Genomic DNA, 15,565 nt, shown 5'->3' on the forward strand with positions numbered 1-15,565 from the left:
GCTGGAAGGGGTGAAGTGTATCTTCGGAGGGCATATCGATCGTCACTTTCGGGTGGGGGAGATAGCCGTAAACGAAGGGCTTATATGTGCCTATACCGACCGCTTTGTGGTGGAACTTTCCGGGAGGGGAGGGCACGCCGCCTGGCCCCACGAAGCGGTGGATGCGGTGGTGGCCGGGGCCTACCTGGTAACCGCCATCCAGTCGCTGATTTCAAGGGAGATCAATCCGGCCTATCCGGCGGTAATCACCGTGGGACGTTTTCGGGCCGGTTCGGCCTACAATGTCATCGCCGAAAGGGCCGTTCTGGAGGGAACCATAAGGACCACTCAGGCCGAAAGCCGCCGGAGGATCCATCTGGGACTGCAGCGTATGGTTCGGGGAATGGAAGAACTCTACCGGGTAAAGGCCAGGATAGAGATCCTGGAGGGATATCCTCCGGTGATCAACACTCCCCGGGAGACGGAAATGGCCCGGGCGGCCGCCCGGAGGGTGGTGGGGGAGGAAGGTCTGGCCAGGATGCCTCATCCCAGCCTGGGGGGAGAGGATTTTTCCTTTTATCTGCAGGAGGTACCCGGGTGTTTCGTTCGTTTCGGGGCCAGAAAGGCCGGGCTGGAGAATGTCCCGGCCCACAGTCCCCGGTTTGATTTCGACGAGAGAGTGCTTCCCATCGGGGCCCGTTTCTTTTTTGAGGTGGCGCATATCGCCCTGAAGGAGGCCGAAGATGCTGAGATTTAAGGAGAGCGAGCCCCTCACCCTGGGGATAGAGATCGAGTTTCAGATCCTGGAGCCGGAAGACTTTTCCCTGGCCCCGGCCGGCCCCAGGATCCTGAGCCGGGCCCGGCGGGACCCGGAGCTCCGGGAATACGTCAAACCGGAGTTTATTCGGTCCATGATCGAGATCGTTACCCCGGTGTGTGCCTCGGTTTCCGAGGCCGAGGCCTGGCTGAGAAAGGCCCTGCGTCGCCTGGAGGACCTGGCCCGGGAGGAGGGGTGCCTTCTTTATGCCGCCAGTCTTCATCCCTTTTCCCGGGCCTCGGAACAGAAGGTCTGGGATGACCCCCGATATGAATCCCTGCGGGAGGAGCTTCAGATCGTGGGGCGCCGTTTCATCTCCCAGGGGCTGCATATCCATCTGGGCATGCCCTCGGCCGAGGACTGCCTGCGGGTTTATCGCTGGTTTCGTCTTTATCTTCCCCTTTTCCTGGCCTTTACTACCTCCTCTCCCTTTTATGAAGGGGAGTTTACCGGGTTCTATTCCTATCGGAGCAAACTCTTCGAGGCCCTTCCTCTGGCCGGATATCCGCGCGATTTCAGGACCTACGGGGAATTCGAGGACCTGGTGAACCTCCTTCTCCGCCACGACATCATCCTCCAGCCGCGGGACCTCTGGTGGGACGTGCGTCCCCATCCCCTGTTCGGGACGCTTGAGCTTCGGGTGTGTGATCTTCCCGGAAGATTCAGCGAGATCCTGGCCGTGGCGGCTCTGGCCCGGGCCTTCGCCGCGACCATCCTGGGAAGCGACCAGGAGGCCCCGGAGGTACCCATGGAGATCCTGCGATACAACAAGTGGCAGGCGGCCCGGCACGGTCTGGACGGCTTTTTCCTGGATCCGGTTACCGAACGGCGTAATACCTTCCGGGAGATCTTTCGGGAGTTTCTCTTTCGCTGGGCCGGTGGTCTGGAGAAGACCGGGGAACGGGAGAAGATCGCTCCGCTGGAGGAGGTGGCGGAACGGGGCACCAGCGCACACCGGCAGGTAAACCTCTATCTGGAGACCCGGGACTTCCGGAGGATGATTGAGGTCCTGCGGGAGGAATTCTGGAGATGAAAGGGGTGGTGGCCTGCGGAAATATTGACACCGCCCGGGCCGGGGTGGAGATCCTCCGGGCCGGAGGAAACGCCTTTGATGCGGCCGTGGGAGCGGCCCTGGCGGCCGGGATAGCCGAAGCCGGATTGACCGGGCTGGCCGGAGGCGGATACGCCATTGTTTATCGGGCCCGGGATTCCCTGCTGCGAGTCTATGATTTTTTTGTCTCCGCACCGGGGCTAGGCCTTTCCGGATTCCCGGAAAAGCCGGATTTTCGACGTATTACCCTGCGCTTCACCTCCTCCACCCAGGATTTCTTTATCGGAGCGGCCTCGGTGGCGGTGCCCGGCACCCCCCTGGGGCTCAAGAGACTCAAGGAGGACCTGGGCCGGCTTCCCTGGCCCCGGGTGGTGGGGCCGGCGGTGTCCCTGGCTCGCAACGGGGTGGAGGTGGACCCTCTCCAGGCTTCCTGTTTCCGGATCCTGGAACCCATCTTTCGGCAAGACCCCGTGGCCGAAGCCCTCTATTACCCCCGGGGACGCCCCCCTCAACCCGGAGAGAGGATACGCAATCCCGCTCTGGCCGATTTCCTGGAGGATTTTCCCCGCACGGTGGAGGACCTTTATACCGGCACCCTGGGACAGAACCTGAGTTCCTGGCTCAGGCAGCGGGGAGGGCTCCTTACCCCCGAGGATCTGGGGTATTATCGGGTCTATATCCGAAGGCCCCTCAGATATGCTTCTAGCCGGGGTATCCTTTTTACCAATCCTCCCCCGTCCTTCGGAGGGAGCCTGGTGGCCCTGGGATGGAAGTATTTTGAGGAACATTTTTCCGGCGGAGAATACCTGGGGCGGGAACACCTGGAAACCCTGGCCCGGGCCCTGGTCTGGCAGGATAGCCTTCGGGAACAGATCCTGCTTCATCCCGAGGAGGTGTATCTCCGGCTGGGGGCCTCGGCTGGAACCACGCATCTCAGCGTGGCGGACGAGGAGGGGAATCTCTGCGGGATCACCCTTACCTTCGGTGAGGGGGCCGGGATGTTTTTTCCCGAGGCCGGTCTGGTCCTGAACAACATCCTGGGCGAGGAGGACCTCCATCCCCGGGGGTTCTTTTCCTATCCCCCGGGCCGACGCATTCCCTCCATGATGGCCCCCAGCCTCCTTCAGGTGGGAGGTTCGCGCTGGGTTTTGGGCTCCGGGGGAAGTAAAAGGATTCGTTCGGCCCTTCTTCAGGTGCTTCTTCACCTCTCCTTTTTCGGGCTTTCGTCCGAGGCGGCGGTGGAGGCCCCGCGTCTCCATTTCGAGGAGGGGGTCTTTCAGGCTGAACCCGGGTTTCCGGAGGGGTTGAAGGAATGGGTGAGGCCGCTAAATCTCTGGCCCAGGAAGGATCTTTATTTCGGCGGGGTGCACCTGGTGCGGGACGATCTTACCGGGGCCGGGGATCCCCGGCGGGCCGGGGTGGTGCTCTATGCCTGAAAGGGTGACCGTTATCGGCGGGGGATTGGCCGGGTCCGAGGCCACCTGGCAACTGGTCCGGCGAGGAGTGAGGGTCCGTCTCTACGAGATGCGGCCCCGCAAACTCACCCCGGCCCACCGAACCGGGAAACTGGCCGAGCTGGTCTGTTCCAATTCCCTGCGTTCCAGGGAGATTACCAGCGCGGTGGGGCTCCTCAAGGAGGAGATGCGGCGCCTCAGTTCCCTGATCATGGAGGCGGCCCTGGCCAGTGAGGTCCCGGCCGGAAAGGCCCTGGCCGTGGATCGGGAATTATTCGCCGCCTATGTCACCCGGCGTCTGGAGGATCACCCCCGGGTGGAAATCGTACGGGAAGAGGTCAGCCAGATACCCCGGGAGGGCCTGGTGATTGTGGCCACCGGGCCGCTCACCTCCGAGGCCCTCGCGCAGGATCTGAAACGCCTGACCGGGGAGGATTATTTCCATTTCTACGACGCCATCGCCCCCATCGTCTATGCCGATTCCATCGACTGGGATCGGGTCTTTCGGGCCGATCGGTACGGAAAAGGCGAGGGGGCCTATGTGAACTGTCCCCTTACCCGGGAGGAATACGAACGGTTCGTGGAGGAACTTCTGCGGGCCGAGAAGGTGCCGCTTAAGGACTTCGAGGAACCCCGGTATTTTGAGGGGTGTCTGCCCATTGAGGTAATGGCCGAACGGGGACGCGATACCCTGCGTTTCGGCCCCATGAAACCGAAGGGGTTGATCGATCCGCGCACCGGGCGCGAACCCTATGCCGTGGTCCAGCTGAGGCCGGAGAACCGGGAGGGCACCCTCTACAATATGGTGGGGTTTCAGACCAAACTCAAATATCGGGAACAGGAACGGGTCTTTCGGTTAATCCCCGGGCTGGAACAGGCGGAATTCGCCCGTTACGGTTCCATCCACCGGAATTCCTTTGTCTGTGCTCCCCGGGTCCTGAAACCCACCCTTCAGCTCCGTTCCTGCGAGCGGGTCTTTCTGGCCGGCCAGATCACCGGGGTGGAGGGTTACGTGGAATCCACGGCCATGGGGCTTATCGCCGGCGTGAACGCCGCGCGATTGATTCGGGGGCTGGACCCGGTGGTCCCCCCGCCGGAGACCGCCCACGGGGCCCTCATCCGCTATCTCATGGAGGCGGACCCCCGCCATTTCCAGCCTATGAATATCAACTGGGGACTTTTTCCCCCTCTGGTCCCCGACTCCGGCCGCAGAAGAAAACTCCCCAAGAAAGAACGATACCGTCTCCTGGCCGAAAGGGCCCTTCAGGCCCTGGAAAAATGGCTTCGGGAGATAGGCGAGGCCTAGGCCGGCCCGGAGATGTACTGCTTGTGGACCCGGACCCGGATGTCTTTGCCTACCTCCAGAAGGACCTCGTCCCCCTCCACCTTTACCACGTGACCGATAAGTCCGCCGGCGGTGATGACCTTCTGCCCGCTGTGCAGACTATCCACAAAACGCTGGTGTTCCCGGGCCCGCTTCTGCTGGGGGCGGATGAGGAGAAAATAGAACACCAGGAAGATGAGGATGAGGGGTACAAAGGTGGCGATGAGACTGGCCGGTCCTCCCTGGGCCCCTTGGGACGGGGGGCCTCCCATGGCGTAAACTACCTCCCACATGTGTCCTCCTTCTGCTGGTAAAAGTTTTTTCTGAACTCTTCCAGACGCCTTTCGCGTATGGCCTGGCGAATTTCCTCCATAAAACGCAGATAAAAATGGAGATTGTGTACGGTGAGCAGAAAGTATATCAGAAGTTCTCCGGAATGGAAGAGATGACGCAAATAGGCCCGGCTGAAATGGCGGCAGGTGTAGCAGGTGCATTCCGGGTCCAGAGGGCGGAAGTCTTCCTTAAAAATGGCGTTGCGGATGTGAAAGGTGCCCCGGGAGGTGAAAACCGTACCCCGGCGGGCGTTGCGGGTGGGAAGCACGCAATCGAACATATCCACCCCCCGGGCCACGGCCTCTAAAATATCTTCGGGTTTACCCACCCCCATGAGATAACGGGGCCGATCCTCGGGAAGGACCTCCACCGAGGCCTCGAGCATCTCCAGCATCAACTCCTTGGGTTCCCCGACCGAAAGCCCCCCTATGGCGTAACCATCGAAGTCCATGGAGACCAGGGTGCGGGCGCTTTCCTGGCGCAGATCCGCAAACATTCCTCCTTGAACGATTCCGAAGAGGAGAACCTCCGGTTGGGAGTGCTTGCGCCAGTAAGCCCGCGATCTCTCGGCCCAGAGATGGGTTAAGCGGGTCAACTCCCGGGTCTCCTCCCGGGATGAAGGGTAGGGGATACACACATCCAGGACCATGCGGATATCGGAGTTCAGATCCGCCTGGATGGCCAGGGATTTCTCCGGGGTAAGGAGATGTTCCGATCCGTCCAGATGGGAGCGGAAGCGGACCCCGTTTTCTTCTATCTTCCGGAAGCGGGAAAGGCTATACACCTGGAACCCGCCGCTATCGGTGAGGATGGCCCGGGGCCAGTTCATGAACCGGTGCAACCCCCCGGAGCGCCGGATGACCTCCGGCCCCGGACGCAGGTAGAGGTGATAGGTATTGGCCAGGAGGATCCGGGCGGATAATCCGGCCACCACCTCCGGAGGCACGGCCTTCACGCTGGCCGCGGTGGCCACAGGCATGAAGACCGGGGTTTCCACCACCCCTCGCCGGGTAAGAAGACGGCCCACCCGGGCCCGGGTGCGTTCGTCCCGGACCAGGATCCGAAAGCGCGTATCCATGGGCACCTAATATAACAGATGCAGGCGATTGCTTAAGCCGAACCCGCGTAACCTGACCGGGGGAAGATTGCGTCCCTGAAGGAGGACCCAGTGAGTGGACCCCAGCCCCTCCGGAAGAAGGAGGAGTTTCAGCGCCTCCCGATCCCGAACCGTGTTTTCGGAGACCTCGTTCAGCACCTTCTCCACCCCCAGCGAAACCAGGAAGGGGGCCTGCTGGGTGAACCCCAGATTGAGGAATCCGTACCGCTCCGCCAGTTCCCGCAGGGCGGTGAAATCCACATGGGCGGTGAGATCCTGATGCCCGGGCCGTAGATAGGGATTGTCCACCACCCGGTGTTTCCAGTAGGCCAGAAGAGTCCCCCGGGTGCGGGAGGGATGATAGTAGTCCCCCCGGGGATAACCGTAATCGAAGATGATCAGGCCCCCGGAGATCATCTTCTTGGAAAGCTCCTTGTAAAAGAACTCCAGCTCCAGGCACACCTCGGTCCGGTATCCCTCGGGCCAGGTAAGGGCGTAGGGGAGGACACGTTCCAAAAGCCGGGGATCGCTCAGGGCCGAAAGTTCCTCCTCGATATGGCCCTTCCTCACCCGGACATAGACCTCTTTTATATCCTCGGAGGTCTTCTCCAGGAGATGCACCGGCAGGCTGTCGAAAAGTTCGTTGGCCAGCACTACCCCGTTAAAGGGCGAAAGCTCGGAAAGAGAGGTCAACCAGCGTACCTGTCCGGCGAAGGGCTGGAGGGTCTCCTCCTGCAGGGCCCGAAGGTTGGGCAGGGGTTCCACCAGGAGATAGGGAAAGGAGAGCCCCTTGAGGGAAAGATAGGAGAGGACGTCCAGGGCCAGGTAGCCCTCTCCGGCTCCTATCTCCACCAGGGTGAAGTCCGGGGGTTCCCCCAGGAGATGATATATCTCCAGGATCTGCACCGCTACCGTGGCTCCGAAGACCCGGTGGACCGTGGGAGAGGTGAAGTAGTCTCCGGAGCGTCCCAGCCGCGGCCCGCGGGCATAATATCCGTAGCGCGGGTGATAGAGACAGAGTTCCATATATCGGGCGAAGGTAAGGGGAGATTCCGCCTCCAGAAGTTCCAGGAGCATGGGTTCATTATAACCCCGTTGGAAAACTTTTCCGGTTTTCCGAAGGGCAAAAGGGTGTTATGTTCAGGGCGTGCGTTTCATAGATCTGAGCAGGGGATACCGGCGTTACGGAAGGGAGATCGAGGAGGCGGTATTGCGCGTCCTCCGCAGCACCCGCTATGTTCTGGGGCCGGAGGTGGAAGCCCTGGAGGAGGAACTGGCTCGCTTCGTCGGGGTTCCCCGGGCCGTGGGGGTCTCCTCCGGCACCGACGCCCTCTACCTCATCCTCAGGGCCCTGGAACTTCCCTCCGGCTCCCTGGTCCTGGTCCCCTCCTTCACCTTCGTGGCCACGGCGGAGGTGGTCTTCCGGGCCGGCCTGAAACCTTATTTTGTGGATATCGATCCCCTTACCTATAATCTTTCCCCGCCGGCGGTAAAGGAGGCCCTGGAGAGACTTAAGGGGAGGGTCTCGGCGGTGATAGCGGTAAGTCTTTTCGGACTTCCGGCGGACTTCCGGGCCCTAGAACCCCTGTGTGAGGAATACGGGGTGGTCCTCATCGAGGATGCCTGTCAGTCTCTGGGGGCAAAGCTTGAGGGAAGGGCCTCCGGGAGTTTCGGTCAGGCCGCAGCCACCTCCTTTTTTCCCTCCAAACCCCTGGGAGGGGCCGGGGACGGAGGAATGGTCTTTACCCGGGAGGTGAGCCTTGCCGAACGTATCCGGGCCCTGCGGGTCCACGGTCAGACCCGTCCCTATTACTATGAATGGGCCGGGATAAACGGTCGCCTGGACGAGATTCAGGCGGCCATCCTTCGGGTCAAACTTCGCTATCTCCGGGAGGAAATTCGCCTCCGACAGAGGGTGGCGGATCTTTATCGCGAGCTTCTCTCCGGGGTGCCGGAGGTCGTTCCCCCCCATATTCCCGAAGGTTTTACCTCCTCCTGGGCCCAGTTCACGGTGCGGGTCAAGGCCCGGGACGAGCTGCGTAAGTGGCTGGCGGAAAAGGGCATTCCCACCGCGGTCTATTACCCTCTTCCCCTGCACCTTCAACCGGTCTTCCGGGAGCTGGGCTTTCCTCCGGGCTCCCTTCCCGAAACCGAAAGAGCCGCCCGGGAGGTCCTGAGTCTTCCCATGCATCCCTATCTTAAGGAGGAGGAGATTCGATACATCGTGGACAATCTAAAGGAGTTCTATCGGCGATGAGGGAGCCGCAGATCTTTGTCTCCATCCCCTTTGATCTTCTGGTGCAAAAATATCTTCCGCGGGTGCGGGAGAAGGGGATCTGGGTGGAGGTCTCTCTGGACCGGGAGGCCCTGGATACCTATCGTTTTGAGGATTTCCGTCGGGTAGCCGAGGAGTTGCACCAGGCCGGGGTGCGGTGTAACGTCCATGCCCCTTTCTGTGATCTCTCGCCCGGGGCCCTGGATTCTCTGGTGCGGGAGGCCAGTGTGCGGCGTTTGCGTGAGGCCCTGCGGATAGCCCTCCTTTTCGATCCCCGGACGGTGGTGTTTCACAGCGGATACCATCCCGGTTATCATCGCGAACAGGTCCCCCGATGGCAGGAGCGCCTGCACCGATCCCTGGAGATCCTCCTGGCCGAGGCCGGAGAGCTGGGGCTTACCCTGGCCCTGGAGAACGTATTTGAACCCTCGGCCGAGGTGCTGCTTCCCCTGTTTGAGGCCCATCCCGGACTTACCTGGTGTTTCGACCCCGGACACGCCCAGGCCTTTGCCCGCACCCACTGGAAGGAGTGGTTACCCCGGCTCTATCCCTATCTTTCCGAGATCCATCTTCATGACAATCGCGGGGACTGGGACGAGCACCTGGCCCTGGGGGAGGGGACCATTCCCTTCCCGGAGATCCTGGGTTTTGTGTATGACCGGGGGCTGGCCCCGGTGCTTACCCTGGAGGCTCACGCCGAGGAGGCGGTGGCCCCCAGTCTCCGTTACCTGCGGGAGCTTCTGGGCAGGCTCCAGCCTGCCTCCTAGGCGGTCAGCCCCCGGTGGAGTGGATGAAGAGGATCTTTTCCTCGATTTTCCGGCGTCGCGAATCCACCGGGGCCGGAGAGGATCGGGAAAGAAGGGCCTCATAGGAAGGGATTACTTCCGGACCGCCGTAGGCGATTTCCCGAGCCTTTTCCGTTTCCACCAGCACGAAATCCCGGCCGTTGGTTTGAAGGACCAGAGGCGGGGGCCCCTCGGGAAAGGCCAGACGGGCATAGGCCACCAGCCCCCGGGTACGGGATCGGACCGCTCCGGGCGCATAGTCCGCGACCAGAAGGGGCCTTTTCCCGTCGGTGACCAGGAGATCGGCCTGCACCCTTTCCGGGGCCAAACCCAGGTTCAGCACCACCGCCGGCGGGTCTTTGAGAGTGGTGGGAGGATAACCCGCCCGCAGGAAGATCTCCCTAAGTTGCATGGAGGAAACGCTCCCGGGCCCGGCGGTAGATTTCCCGGACCTCCTCCTCGGAAAGCCCGGCACCTCTCCCTACCAGAAAGGCCTGTTCGGCGCTCATGAAATCTCCGGGGGCGTGGGCATCGGAGTTGATGATCAGGGGGGCTCCGAATCTGCGGGCCAGACGGGCCACATGACCGTTGGTCAATGAATGGCCTTTGCGTCCGGAAAGTTCGAGGAAGATCCCCTTTTCCGCAGCCAGCCTGACCTCCTCCTCGCTGATGAGGCCGGGATGGGCCAGGATATCCGCCCCGGCCTCGATGGCCATCCGGTTGGTGCCCGGGGCCACTGGTTCCACCGGCGTCTCCCCGTGTACCACCACGATCTGGGCCCCCAGCTCCCGGGCCCGTTTCACCAGCTCCGGAATCAGGGGAGGGGGCACGTGGGTGATCTCGATCCCCGGGATCAGGCGGCAGGAGGAATGAACATTGAGGTCCCCGGCCACCCGGATAAGGCGAGGAAGAATGAAGTCCATATTGGAACTGTCGGCATGGTCGGTGATGGCCACGGCCTCATACCCCATTACCCCTACCCGCCGCAGAAGTTCGGCCGGAAGGAGTTCCCCGTCGCTGAAAAGGGAATGACAGTGGAGGTCGAACATTACATCTTGTACTTGAAGGCCTGGGGATCCAGACGCTCCAGAAGGTCCTTGAGCTTTTCCCGGTTGGTTTCCGAGGTGGCAGCGGTAGCCTCCTCGGCCTTTTTCTGGGCCTCCTCAGCCAGGGCCTGGCTTTTGGCCAGCACCTCTTCGTACACGTAGATCTCCGCCCCGGTGCGCAGGGCCAGGGCCACCGCATCGCTGGGACGGGCGTCGATCTGGATCTCCTTCCCCCCGAGATCCAGGGTGATCAGGGCGTAGTAGGTATTATCGCGCAGGTCACAGATCTCCACCCGGGGTACCCGCACCTGTAGGCGATCCAGGATGTTCTTCATCAGGTCATGAGTCATGGGACGGGGAAACTCTATGTTTTCCAGTTTGCTGGCAATGGCTGTGGCCTCAAGGATCCCGATCCAGATGGGAAGCCCCCTTTCTCCCTCCTCTTCCTGGAGGATCATCACCGGACTGTTGGTAACCGGATCCATGGCCACAGCCTGGATCCTCATCTTTACTTTCATTTTGGCCTCCTCATGGGCCTTGGATTGTGCGGCGATATTCCCCCCGCAGGGAGTGTTTGCCGGTATCTTTAATAAAAACATAAACCAGGGCCCCTTTCAAATCCAGACCCGCCGGGGCGGAGAAATTCACCACGTGATTGGTGCGGGTGCGCCCGGTCCAGAGCTCCGGACGGGTCTCGCTGGGGCCCTCCACCAGAACCTCCACCTCCCGACCGATATAACTACGGTTGATCTCCTCGGTAATGCGTGCCTGGAGGGCATGCACCCGGCTTAGGCGCTCGGCCTTGACCTCCTCAGGAATCTTCTCCGGGAATTCCCGGGCCCGGGCGTAAGGGCGATCCGAATACTTGAAGGAAAAGATCTCGTCATAGCGGACCTCTTCCAGAAGGGAGAGGGTTTCCGCAAAGTCCTCCTCGGTTTCTCCGGGGAAACCCACGATGATGTCCGTGGTAAGGGCAATCTCCGGACAGATTTCCCGCAACCTGCGGATCTTTCCCAGGTATTCCTCCCGGGTGTAGCCTCGATTCATGCGCTTGAGGATCCGATCCGAACCGGACTGTACCGGAAGATGCAGGTGCTCGCAGAGTTTTTCCACCTCCGCAAAGGCCCGCATGAGGTCCTCGGATAGATCCCGGGGATGACTGGTGGTGAAACGAATGCGCCAGAGATCGGGAATTTCCGCCACCATCCGGAGGAGTTCGGCGAAAGAGGGGAACCCCTTTTCCTTTTTGCCGTAGGAATTTACGTTCTGTCCCAGAAGGGTAACCTCCCGCACCCCCTGCCGGACCAGACATTCGATTTCGCGCAGGATGTCCTCCGGAGGACGGCTGATCTCCCGGCCCCGAACATAGGGAACCACGCAGTAGGAACAGAAGTTGTCGCAGCCCTGCATGATGGTGACCTGGGCCTTTATGGGACGTTTTCCATCCAGAGAGGGGACCACCACCGGGGGCCGGAACCTGGACTCCATTTCCACCCGGACCTGAGGCCTTCGGGTGCGCTCGATTTCTTCCAGGATCTCGCGGATCCGGTAGATGTTCTGGGGCCCGAGCACCAGGTCCAGATGGGGGAAGCGTTTGAGGAGACGTTCCCCTTCCTGCTGAGCCACACAGCCGCAGATCCCGATGATGATCTCCGGGCGACGGGCCTTAAGATGCTTGAAACGCCCGGCCATACTATAGACCTTTTCCTCGGCCTTACGACGCACCGAGCAGGTATTGATCAGGATGAGATCCGCCTCCTCCGGGGCCTGACAGGGTACATATTCCCCCGCAAGAAGCGCCAGAAGGCGCTCCGAATCGTATTCGTTCATCTGGCAGCCGAAGGTACGCAGATAAACCTTCTTCATAACCCAGCATATTTTAATCCCTAACCCCGGACCTTGCAGGCCCGTCTTACCGTTGTCAGAATCTCGCCCGGGGATTAAGCTGCGCTCTAAATTCCCACGGAAGGTGCGGACCATGCTGATGGAACATCTTACCTCTGCCGAGCTGGAAACCCTCCCCCGGGAGACCCCGGTGCTCATCCCCTTCGGTTCGGTGGAGGAACACGGCCCCCACCTTCCCCTGGCCACGGATGTTTACACCATCTATGGGGTTGCGGAGCTTGCGGCCCGGGAGATCCCCCTGCTGGTGGCCCCGCCGGTCTATTACGGTCTCTGTCGCAGCACCTCGGATCATCCCGGGACCCTATCCCTGCGCGGCGAGACCCTGCGGGCCCTGGTCCTGGATCTCCTGACCTCCTTTTATCGGCAGGGGTTTCGGCGTTTTCTCCTGGTCTCCGGACACGCCGGCGGCACCCACATGGCCTTTATCCTGGATGCCGCCGAGGAATTTCTGAGCCGCCACCCGGAGGTACGCATAGCCGTGGCCTCCATCCTGGATCTCCTGCGCGAGGCCGCCGCGGATCTGGTAGAGACCCCGAACGATGCCCACGCCGGAGAATGGGAGACCTCCCTTATCCAGCACTTTTATCCCCATCTGGTGAAGGGTACCGCTCCGGCCGAGTATCCCCGTTTTCCCAAACATATACTGGTGGCGAGGAAACGCCCTTACTGGCCCGGAGGGGTATGGGGAGACCCGGCCAAGGCCAGTCCGGAAAAGGGACGGGACCTTGCTCTCTCTCTGGCCCGGGGATTAAAATGTCTGGTGAAGAATCTGGAGGAGGTTTGAGCATGCGGAAAACGCTTCCGTTCCTGCTGTTGAGTCTGGTCTTCCTCTGGTCCATGGGGTTTTCCTATCCCAAAAAGGCCCCAGAGATAAAGTTCGCCGGGCTTGACGGCAAGGAATATCGTCTTTCGGATTTCCGCGGGCGGGTGGTGATCGTCAATTTCTTTGCCAGTCACTGCCCCCCCTGCATGGTGGAGCTCAAGGAGCTGGCCAAGCTTTATCGCAAATACAAGAACGATGGTCTGGTGATAGTGAGCCTGATGACCGATACCGAAGCCGCCCCGCTTCTGCCTCAAATTGTGGAGGCCAAGGGGATCACCTATCCCGTGGGTCTGGCCAGCGAGGAGATCATGCGCGCCTTCGGCAACATCTACATCACTCCCACCACCTTTATCATCGATCGCAAGGGACAGGTGGTAAAACGCCTGGTGGGGTATGCCGGGGAAAAGTATCTGGAGAAAAAGGTCCGGGAGTATCTGGGAAAGTAAGGGCTCAGGGATAGATCTCGATAGCCGCTTCCCCGGCCCGGACCTCTCCCACCTCGGCGGCCTCGAACACCCCCTTTTCCAGCAGGCGATGCTGTAACTCTCGGGCCTTTTCCGGGGCCACGGCGATGAGGAGTCCGCCTGAGGTCTGGGCGTCATATAGAAGGGCCAGCCTTACCGGATCCACCCCGGAATGCACGCGCACCTTTTTCATGCAGAAGCTCTGGTTGGCAAAATCTCCCTCCGGGGAGAATCCCAGTTTGAGAAACTCCTCGGCCCGGGGGAGTACCGGGATGCTCGAGGCCCGGAAGACCAGGGTTGCCCCGCTGGCCTCGGCCATCTCCAGGGCGTGTCCCAGGAGGCCGAACCCGGTGATATCCGTGGCGGCATGTACCCCTGTCTCCATCATGGCCTCCGAGGCCCCTCGATTGAGCGAGGCCATGGTCCTTATCAGATGCTCGTAGGCCGGGTCCTCCGGAGAGAGCATCCCTCCTTTGAGAGCGGTGGTAAGGATACCCGTCCCCAGGGGTTTGGTGAGAAAGAGCCGGTCTCCGGGACGGGCACCCCGATTGGAGACGAACCTTTCCGGATGCACCAGACCCGCCACACACAGGCCATACTTGATCTCCGGGTCGTCTATACTATGTCCTCCGCCGAGGGCGGCCCCGGCTTCGGCCACCTTGTCAGCTCCGCCCTGGAGGACCTGCTGAAGGAGGGAAAGATCCAGGCCCTTTTTGGGAAAACCCACGATGTTCAGGGCCAGAAGGGGGCGAGCCCCCATGGCATAGAGATCCGAAAGGGAGTTGGCTGCGGCGATCTGACCGAAAAGATAGGGGTCGTCCACCACCGGGGTGAAGAAGTCCACACTGAAGGCCAGGGCCAGGTCTTCGCTCAGGCGATAGATGGCCGCATCCGAGCCGTGCTCCACCCCCAGAAGGAGTTCCGGAGTGCGGGGAAGGTTCAACCGGCTCAGGATTTCCGCCAGCTCCGCCGGCGGAAGTTTGGCCGCTCAGCCGGCGGCCTTTACCATGCGGGTAAGCTTAACCTCGGCCACATTCCTCCTCCGAACCCTGGATCTTTTCTATGGCGTGTTTAAGAACCGGGGAGAGGACCTCCCAGGCCTCCTCCACCGCCCTGGGACTGCCGGGAAGGTTGATAATGAGGGTCCGTCCGCGGATCCCGGCTATTCCCCGCGAGAGCACGGCCCTGGGGGTGTATTTGCTCCCGTGAAACCGCAGGGCCTCGGCCAGCCCGGGGATCTCCTTCTCCACCGCCGCCCGGGTGGCCTCCGGGGTTACATCGCGGGGGGATAGCCCGGTCCCTCCGGTGGTGAGGACAAGATCCAGCCCTTCTCGATCGGACCAGTCCACCAGTAAGGCCAGAATCTCCTCGTAGGAATCGGGGATCACCCGGTAACAGGAGACCTCAAAGCCCGCGGACCGGAGTCTTTCCTGCAGGATCTTTCCGGAGAGATCCTCCCTTTCCCCGCGAGCCCCGCGGTCGCTTATGCTCAGTACTCCGGCCTTCATCAACCCTGATCGGCCCTGGCGGTTTCAATGACCCTCTGCGCTATAGGAGGAGGAACCTCCTCGTAATGAGAGAACCGCATCCGGAAGGTTCCCCGACCTCCGGTAATACTATTAAGATCCAGGGCATAACGCAAGAGTTCGGAGAGCGGGGCCTGGGCCCGGATGAGCTGCATCCGGTCCCGGGCCTCCATACCCAGGACCCTCCCCCGCCGGGCATTGATGTCCCCGATCACGTCCCCCATGTTTTCCTCCGGGACCTTTATCTCCAGCTCCATGATGGGCTCAAGCAGCACGGGCTCGCACTGTTCCAGGGCCTTTTTAAAGCAATGAAAGGCCGCGATCTTGAAGGCCATGTCCGAGGAATCCACCTCGTGAGACTTGCCGTCATAGAACTGCACTTTGACATCCACCACCGGGTATCCGGCCAGAGGTCCCTTTTCCATGGCCTCCCGCACCCCCTTTTCCACCGCCGGGACGAAGTTGCGGGGGACGTTCATTCCGGTGAGGGTCTCTAGGAACTCAAACCCCTGGCCCCGGGGGAGGGGAAAGACATGGAAGTGCACCTCGGCAAACTGCCCCCGTCCGCCGGTCTGTTTTTTGTGGCGATAGATGACCCCCTGGGCGGGTTTGCGGATGGTCTCCCGGTAGGGGATGTGGGGAAGATCCATCCGGGCCTTGACTCCGTAACGCTCGCGCAGTTTCTCC

17 protein-coding genes and 1 pseudogene are annotated in these 15,565 nt (G+C 61.3%); 8 read left to right on the forward strand and 10 right to left on the reverse strand.

What is annotated here, in order from left to right:
• From F8J34_RS06750 to trmFO, 4 genes are all read left to right on the forward strand, one after another.
• Window positions 1–736 (forward strand): amidohydrolase (locus F8J34_RS06750; protein ID WP_297057476.1); only part of this gene is annotated, 736 nt, incomplete at its 5' end.
• On the forward strand, window positions 723–1,829 hold the full coding sequence (locus F8J34_RS06755) for a YbdK family carboxylate-amine ligase (protein ID WP_297057479.1): 1,107 nt from the start codon (window positions 723–725) through the stop codon (window positions 1,827–1,829). The genes F8J34_RS06750 and F8J34_RS06755, both read left to right, overlap by 14 nt.
• A complete protein-coding gene (locus F8J34_RS06760) occupies window positions 1,826–3,283 on the forward strand; it encodes a gamma-glutamyltransferase (RefSeq protein WP_297057482.1) in 1,458 nt (485 codons plus the stop codon). Before F8J34_RS06755 ends, F8J34_RS06760 begins: the two co-directional genes overlap by 4 nt.
• Complete coding sequence (gene trmFO, locus F8J34_RS06765; RefSeq protein ID WP_297057486.1) at window positions 3,276–4,607, forward strand: methylenetetrahydrofolate--tRNA-(uracil(54)-C(5))-methyltransferase (FADH(2)-oxidizing) TrmFO; 1,332 nt, start codon at window positions 3,276–3,278, stop codon at window positions 4,605–4,607. Before F8J34_RS06760 ends, trmFO begins: the two co-directional genes overlap by 8 nt.
• Here the strand turns inward: trmFO and yajC are convergent.
• Genes yajC through F8J34_RS06780 form a run of 3 tightly spaced genes read right to left on the reverse strand, consistent with a single transcriptional unit; the run spans window position 4,604 to window position 7,131 of the window.
• The gene (gene yajC, locus F8J34_RS06770) at window positions 4,604–4,918 is read right to left on the reverse strand and encodes a preprotein translocase subunit YajC (RefSeq protein ID WP_297057487.1); all 315 of its coding nucleotides are present in this window, start codon (window positions 4,916–4,918) and stop codon (window positions 4,604–4,606) included. The two genes, trmFO and yajC, sit on opposite strands and share 4 nt — an antisense overlap.
• Complete coding sequence (tgt, locus tag F8J34_RS06775; protein WP_297057489.1) at window positions 4,906–6,036, reverse strand: tRNA guanosine(34) transglycosylase Tgt; 1,131 nt, start codon at window positions 6,034–6,036, stop codon at window positions 4,906–4,908. Before tgt ends, yajC begins: the two co-directional genes overlap by 13 nt.
• A 6-nt stretch (window positions 6,037–6,042) precedes the next feature.
• Window positions 6,043–7,131, reverse strand: a complete 1,089-nt coding sequence (locus F8J34_RS06780; protein WP_297057491.1) for an SAM-dependent methyltransferase — start codon at window positions 7,129–7,131, stop codon at window positions 6,043–6,045.
• Window positions 7,132–7,201: 70 nt separating this feature from the next.
• On the opposite strand from F8J34_RS06780, the gene F8J34_RS06785 reads away from it, so the two are divergent.
• Window positions 7,202–8,311 carry a DegT/DnrJ/EryC1/StrS family aminotransferase gene (locus tag F8J34_RS06785; RefSeq protein ID WP_297057494.1) on the forward strand — a complete coding sequence of 370 codons (1,110 nt, stop codon included), beginning with the start codon at window positions 7,202–7,204 and terminating at the stop codon, window positions 8,309–8,311.
• Entirely contained in the window at window positions 8,308–9,096 is a 789-nt protein-coding gene (locus F8J34_RS06790; protein ID WP_297057497.1) for a sugar phosphate isomerase/epimerase family protein, read from the forward strand. The genes F8J34_RS06785 and F8J34_RS06790 overlap by 4 nt, the downstream gene beginning before the upstream one ends.
• Window positions 9,097–9,100: 4 nt before the next feature.
• Here F8J34_RS06790 and F8J34_RS06795 read toward each other — a convergent pair whose 3' ends face one another.
• Genes F8J34_RS06795 through miaB form a run of 4 tightly spaced genes read right to left on the reverse strand, consistent with a single transcriptional unit; the run spans window position 9,101 to window position 12,026 of the window.
• Window positions 9,101–9,526, reverse strand: coding sequence for a hypothetical protein (locus tag F8J34_RS06795; protein WP_297057500.1), 426 nt, complete (start codon window positions 9,524–9,526; stop codon window positions 9,101–9,103).
• Window positions 9,516–10,163, reverse strand: coding sequence for a histidinol phosphate phosphatase domain-containing protein (locus F8J34_RS06800; RefSeq protein ID WP_297057503.1), 648 nt, complete (start codon window positions 10,161–10,163; stop codon window positions 9,516–9,518). The genes F8J34_RS06795 and F8J34_RS06800 overlap by 11 nt, the downstream gene beginning before the upstream one ends.
• Window positions 10,163–10,678, reverse strand: coding sequence for a bifunctional nuclease family protein (locus F8J34_RS06805; RefSeq protein ID WP_297057505.1), 516 nt, complete (start codon window positions 10,676–10,678; stop codon window positions 10,163–10,165). Before F8J34_RS06805 ends, F8J34_RS06800 begins: the two co-directional genes overlap by 1 nt.
• A gap of 10 nt (window positions 10,679–10,688) precedes the next feature.
• Window positions 10,689–12,026: a tRNA (N6-isopentenyl adenosine(37)-C2)-methylthiotransferase MiaB gene (gene miaB, locus F8J34_RS06810; RefSeq protein ID WP_297057508.1), complete on the reverse strand. Its 1,338-nt coding sequence runs from the start codon at window positions 12,024–12,026 to the stop codon at window positions 10,689–10,691.
• A 112-nt stretch (window positions 12,027–12,138) separates the two neighbouring features.
• On the opposite strand from miaB, the gene F8J34_RS06815 reads away from it, so the two are divergent.
• Window positions 12,139–12,849, forward strand: coding sequence for a creatininase family protein (locus F8J34_RS06815; protein WP_297057511.1), 711 nt, complete (start codon window positions 12,139–12,141; stop codon window positions 12,847–12,849).
• A gap of 2 nt (window positions 12,850–12,851) precedes the next feature.
• Window positions 12,852–13,334, forward strand: coding sequence for a TlpA disulfide reductase family protein (locus F8J34_RS06820; RefSeq protein WP_297057512.1), 483 nt, complete (start codon window positions 12,852–12,854; stop codon window positions 13,332–13,334).
• Window positions 13,335–13,338: 4 nt separating this feature from the next.
• Here F8J34_RS06820 and selD read toward each other — a convergent pair whose 3' ends face one another.
• The 3 genes and pseudogenes from selD to fusA all read right to left on the reverse strand — a co-directional run.
• A complete protein-coding gene (gene selD, locus F8J34_RS06825; protein ID WP_297057515.1) occupies window positions 13,339–14,385 on the reverse strand; it encodes a selenide, water dikinase SelD in 1,047 nt (348 codons plus the stop codon).
• Window positions 14,372–14,860 (reverse strand): MogA/MoaB family molybdenum cofactor biosynthesis protein, encoded by a 489-nt coding sequence (locus tag F8J34_RS06830; protein ID WP_297057518.1) that lies wholly within the window; start codon window positions 14,858–14,860, stop codon window positions 14,372–14,374. The genes selD and F8J34_RS06830 overlap by 14 nt, the downstream gene beginning before the upstream one ends.
• A pseudogene (fusA, locus tag F8J34_RS06835) lies at window positions 14,860–15,565 on the reverse strand (elongation factor G); the annotation flags it as partial. The pseudogene fusA and the gene F8J34_RS06830, both read right to left, overlap by 1 nt.

The organism is Thermosulfurimonas sp. (genome assembly GCF_015491435.1).
Classification (GTDB): Bacteria; Desulfobacterota; Thermodesulfobacteria; order Thermodesulfobacteriales; family Thermodesulfobacteriaceae; genus Thermosulfurimonas_A.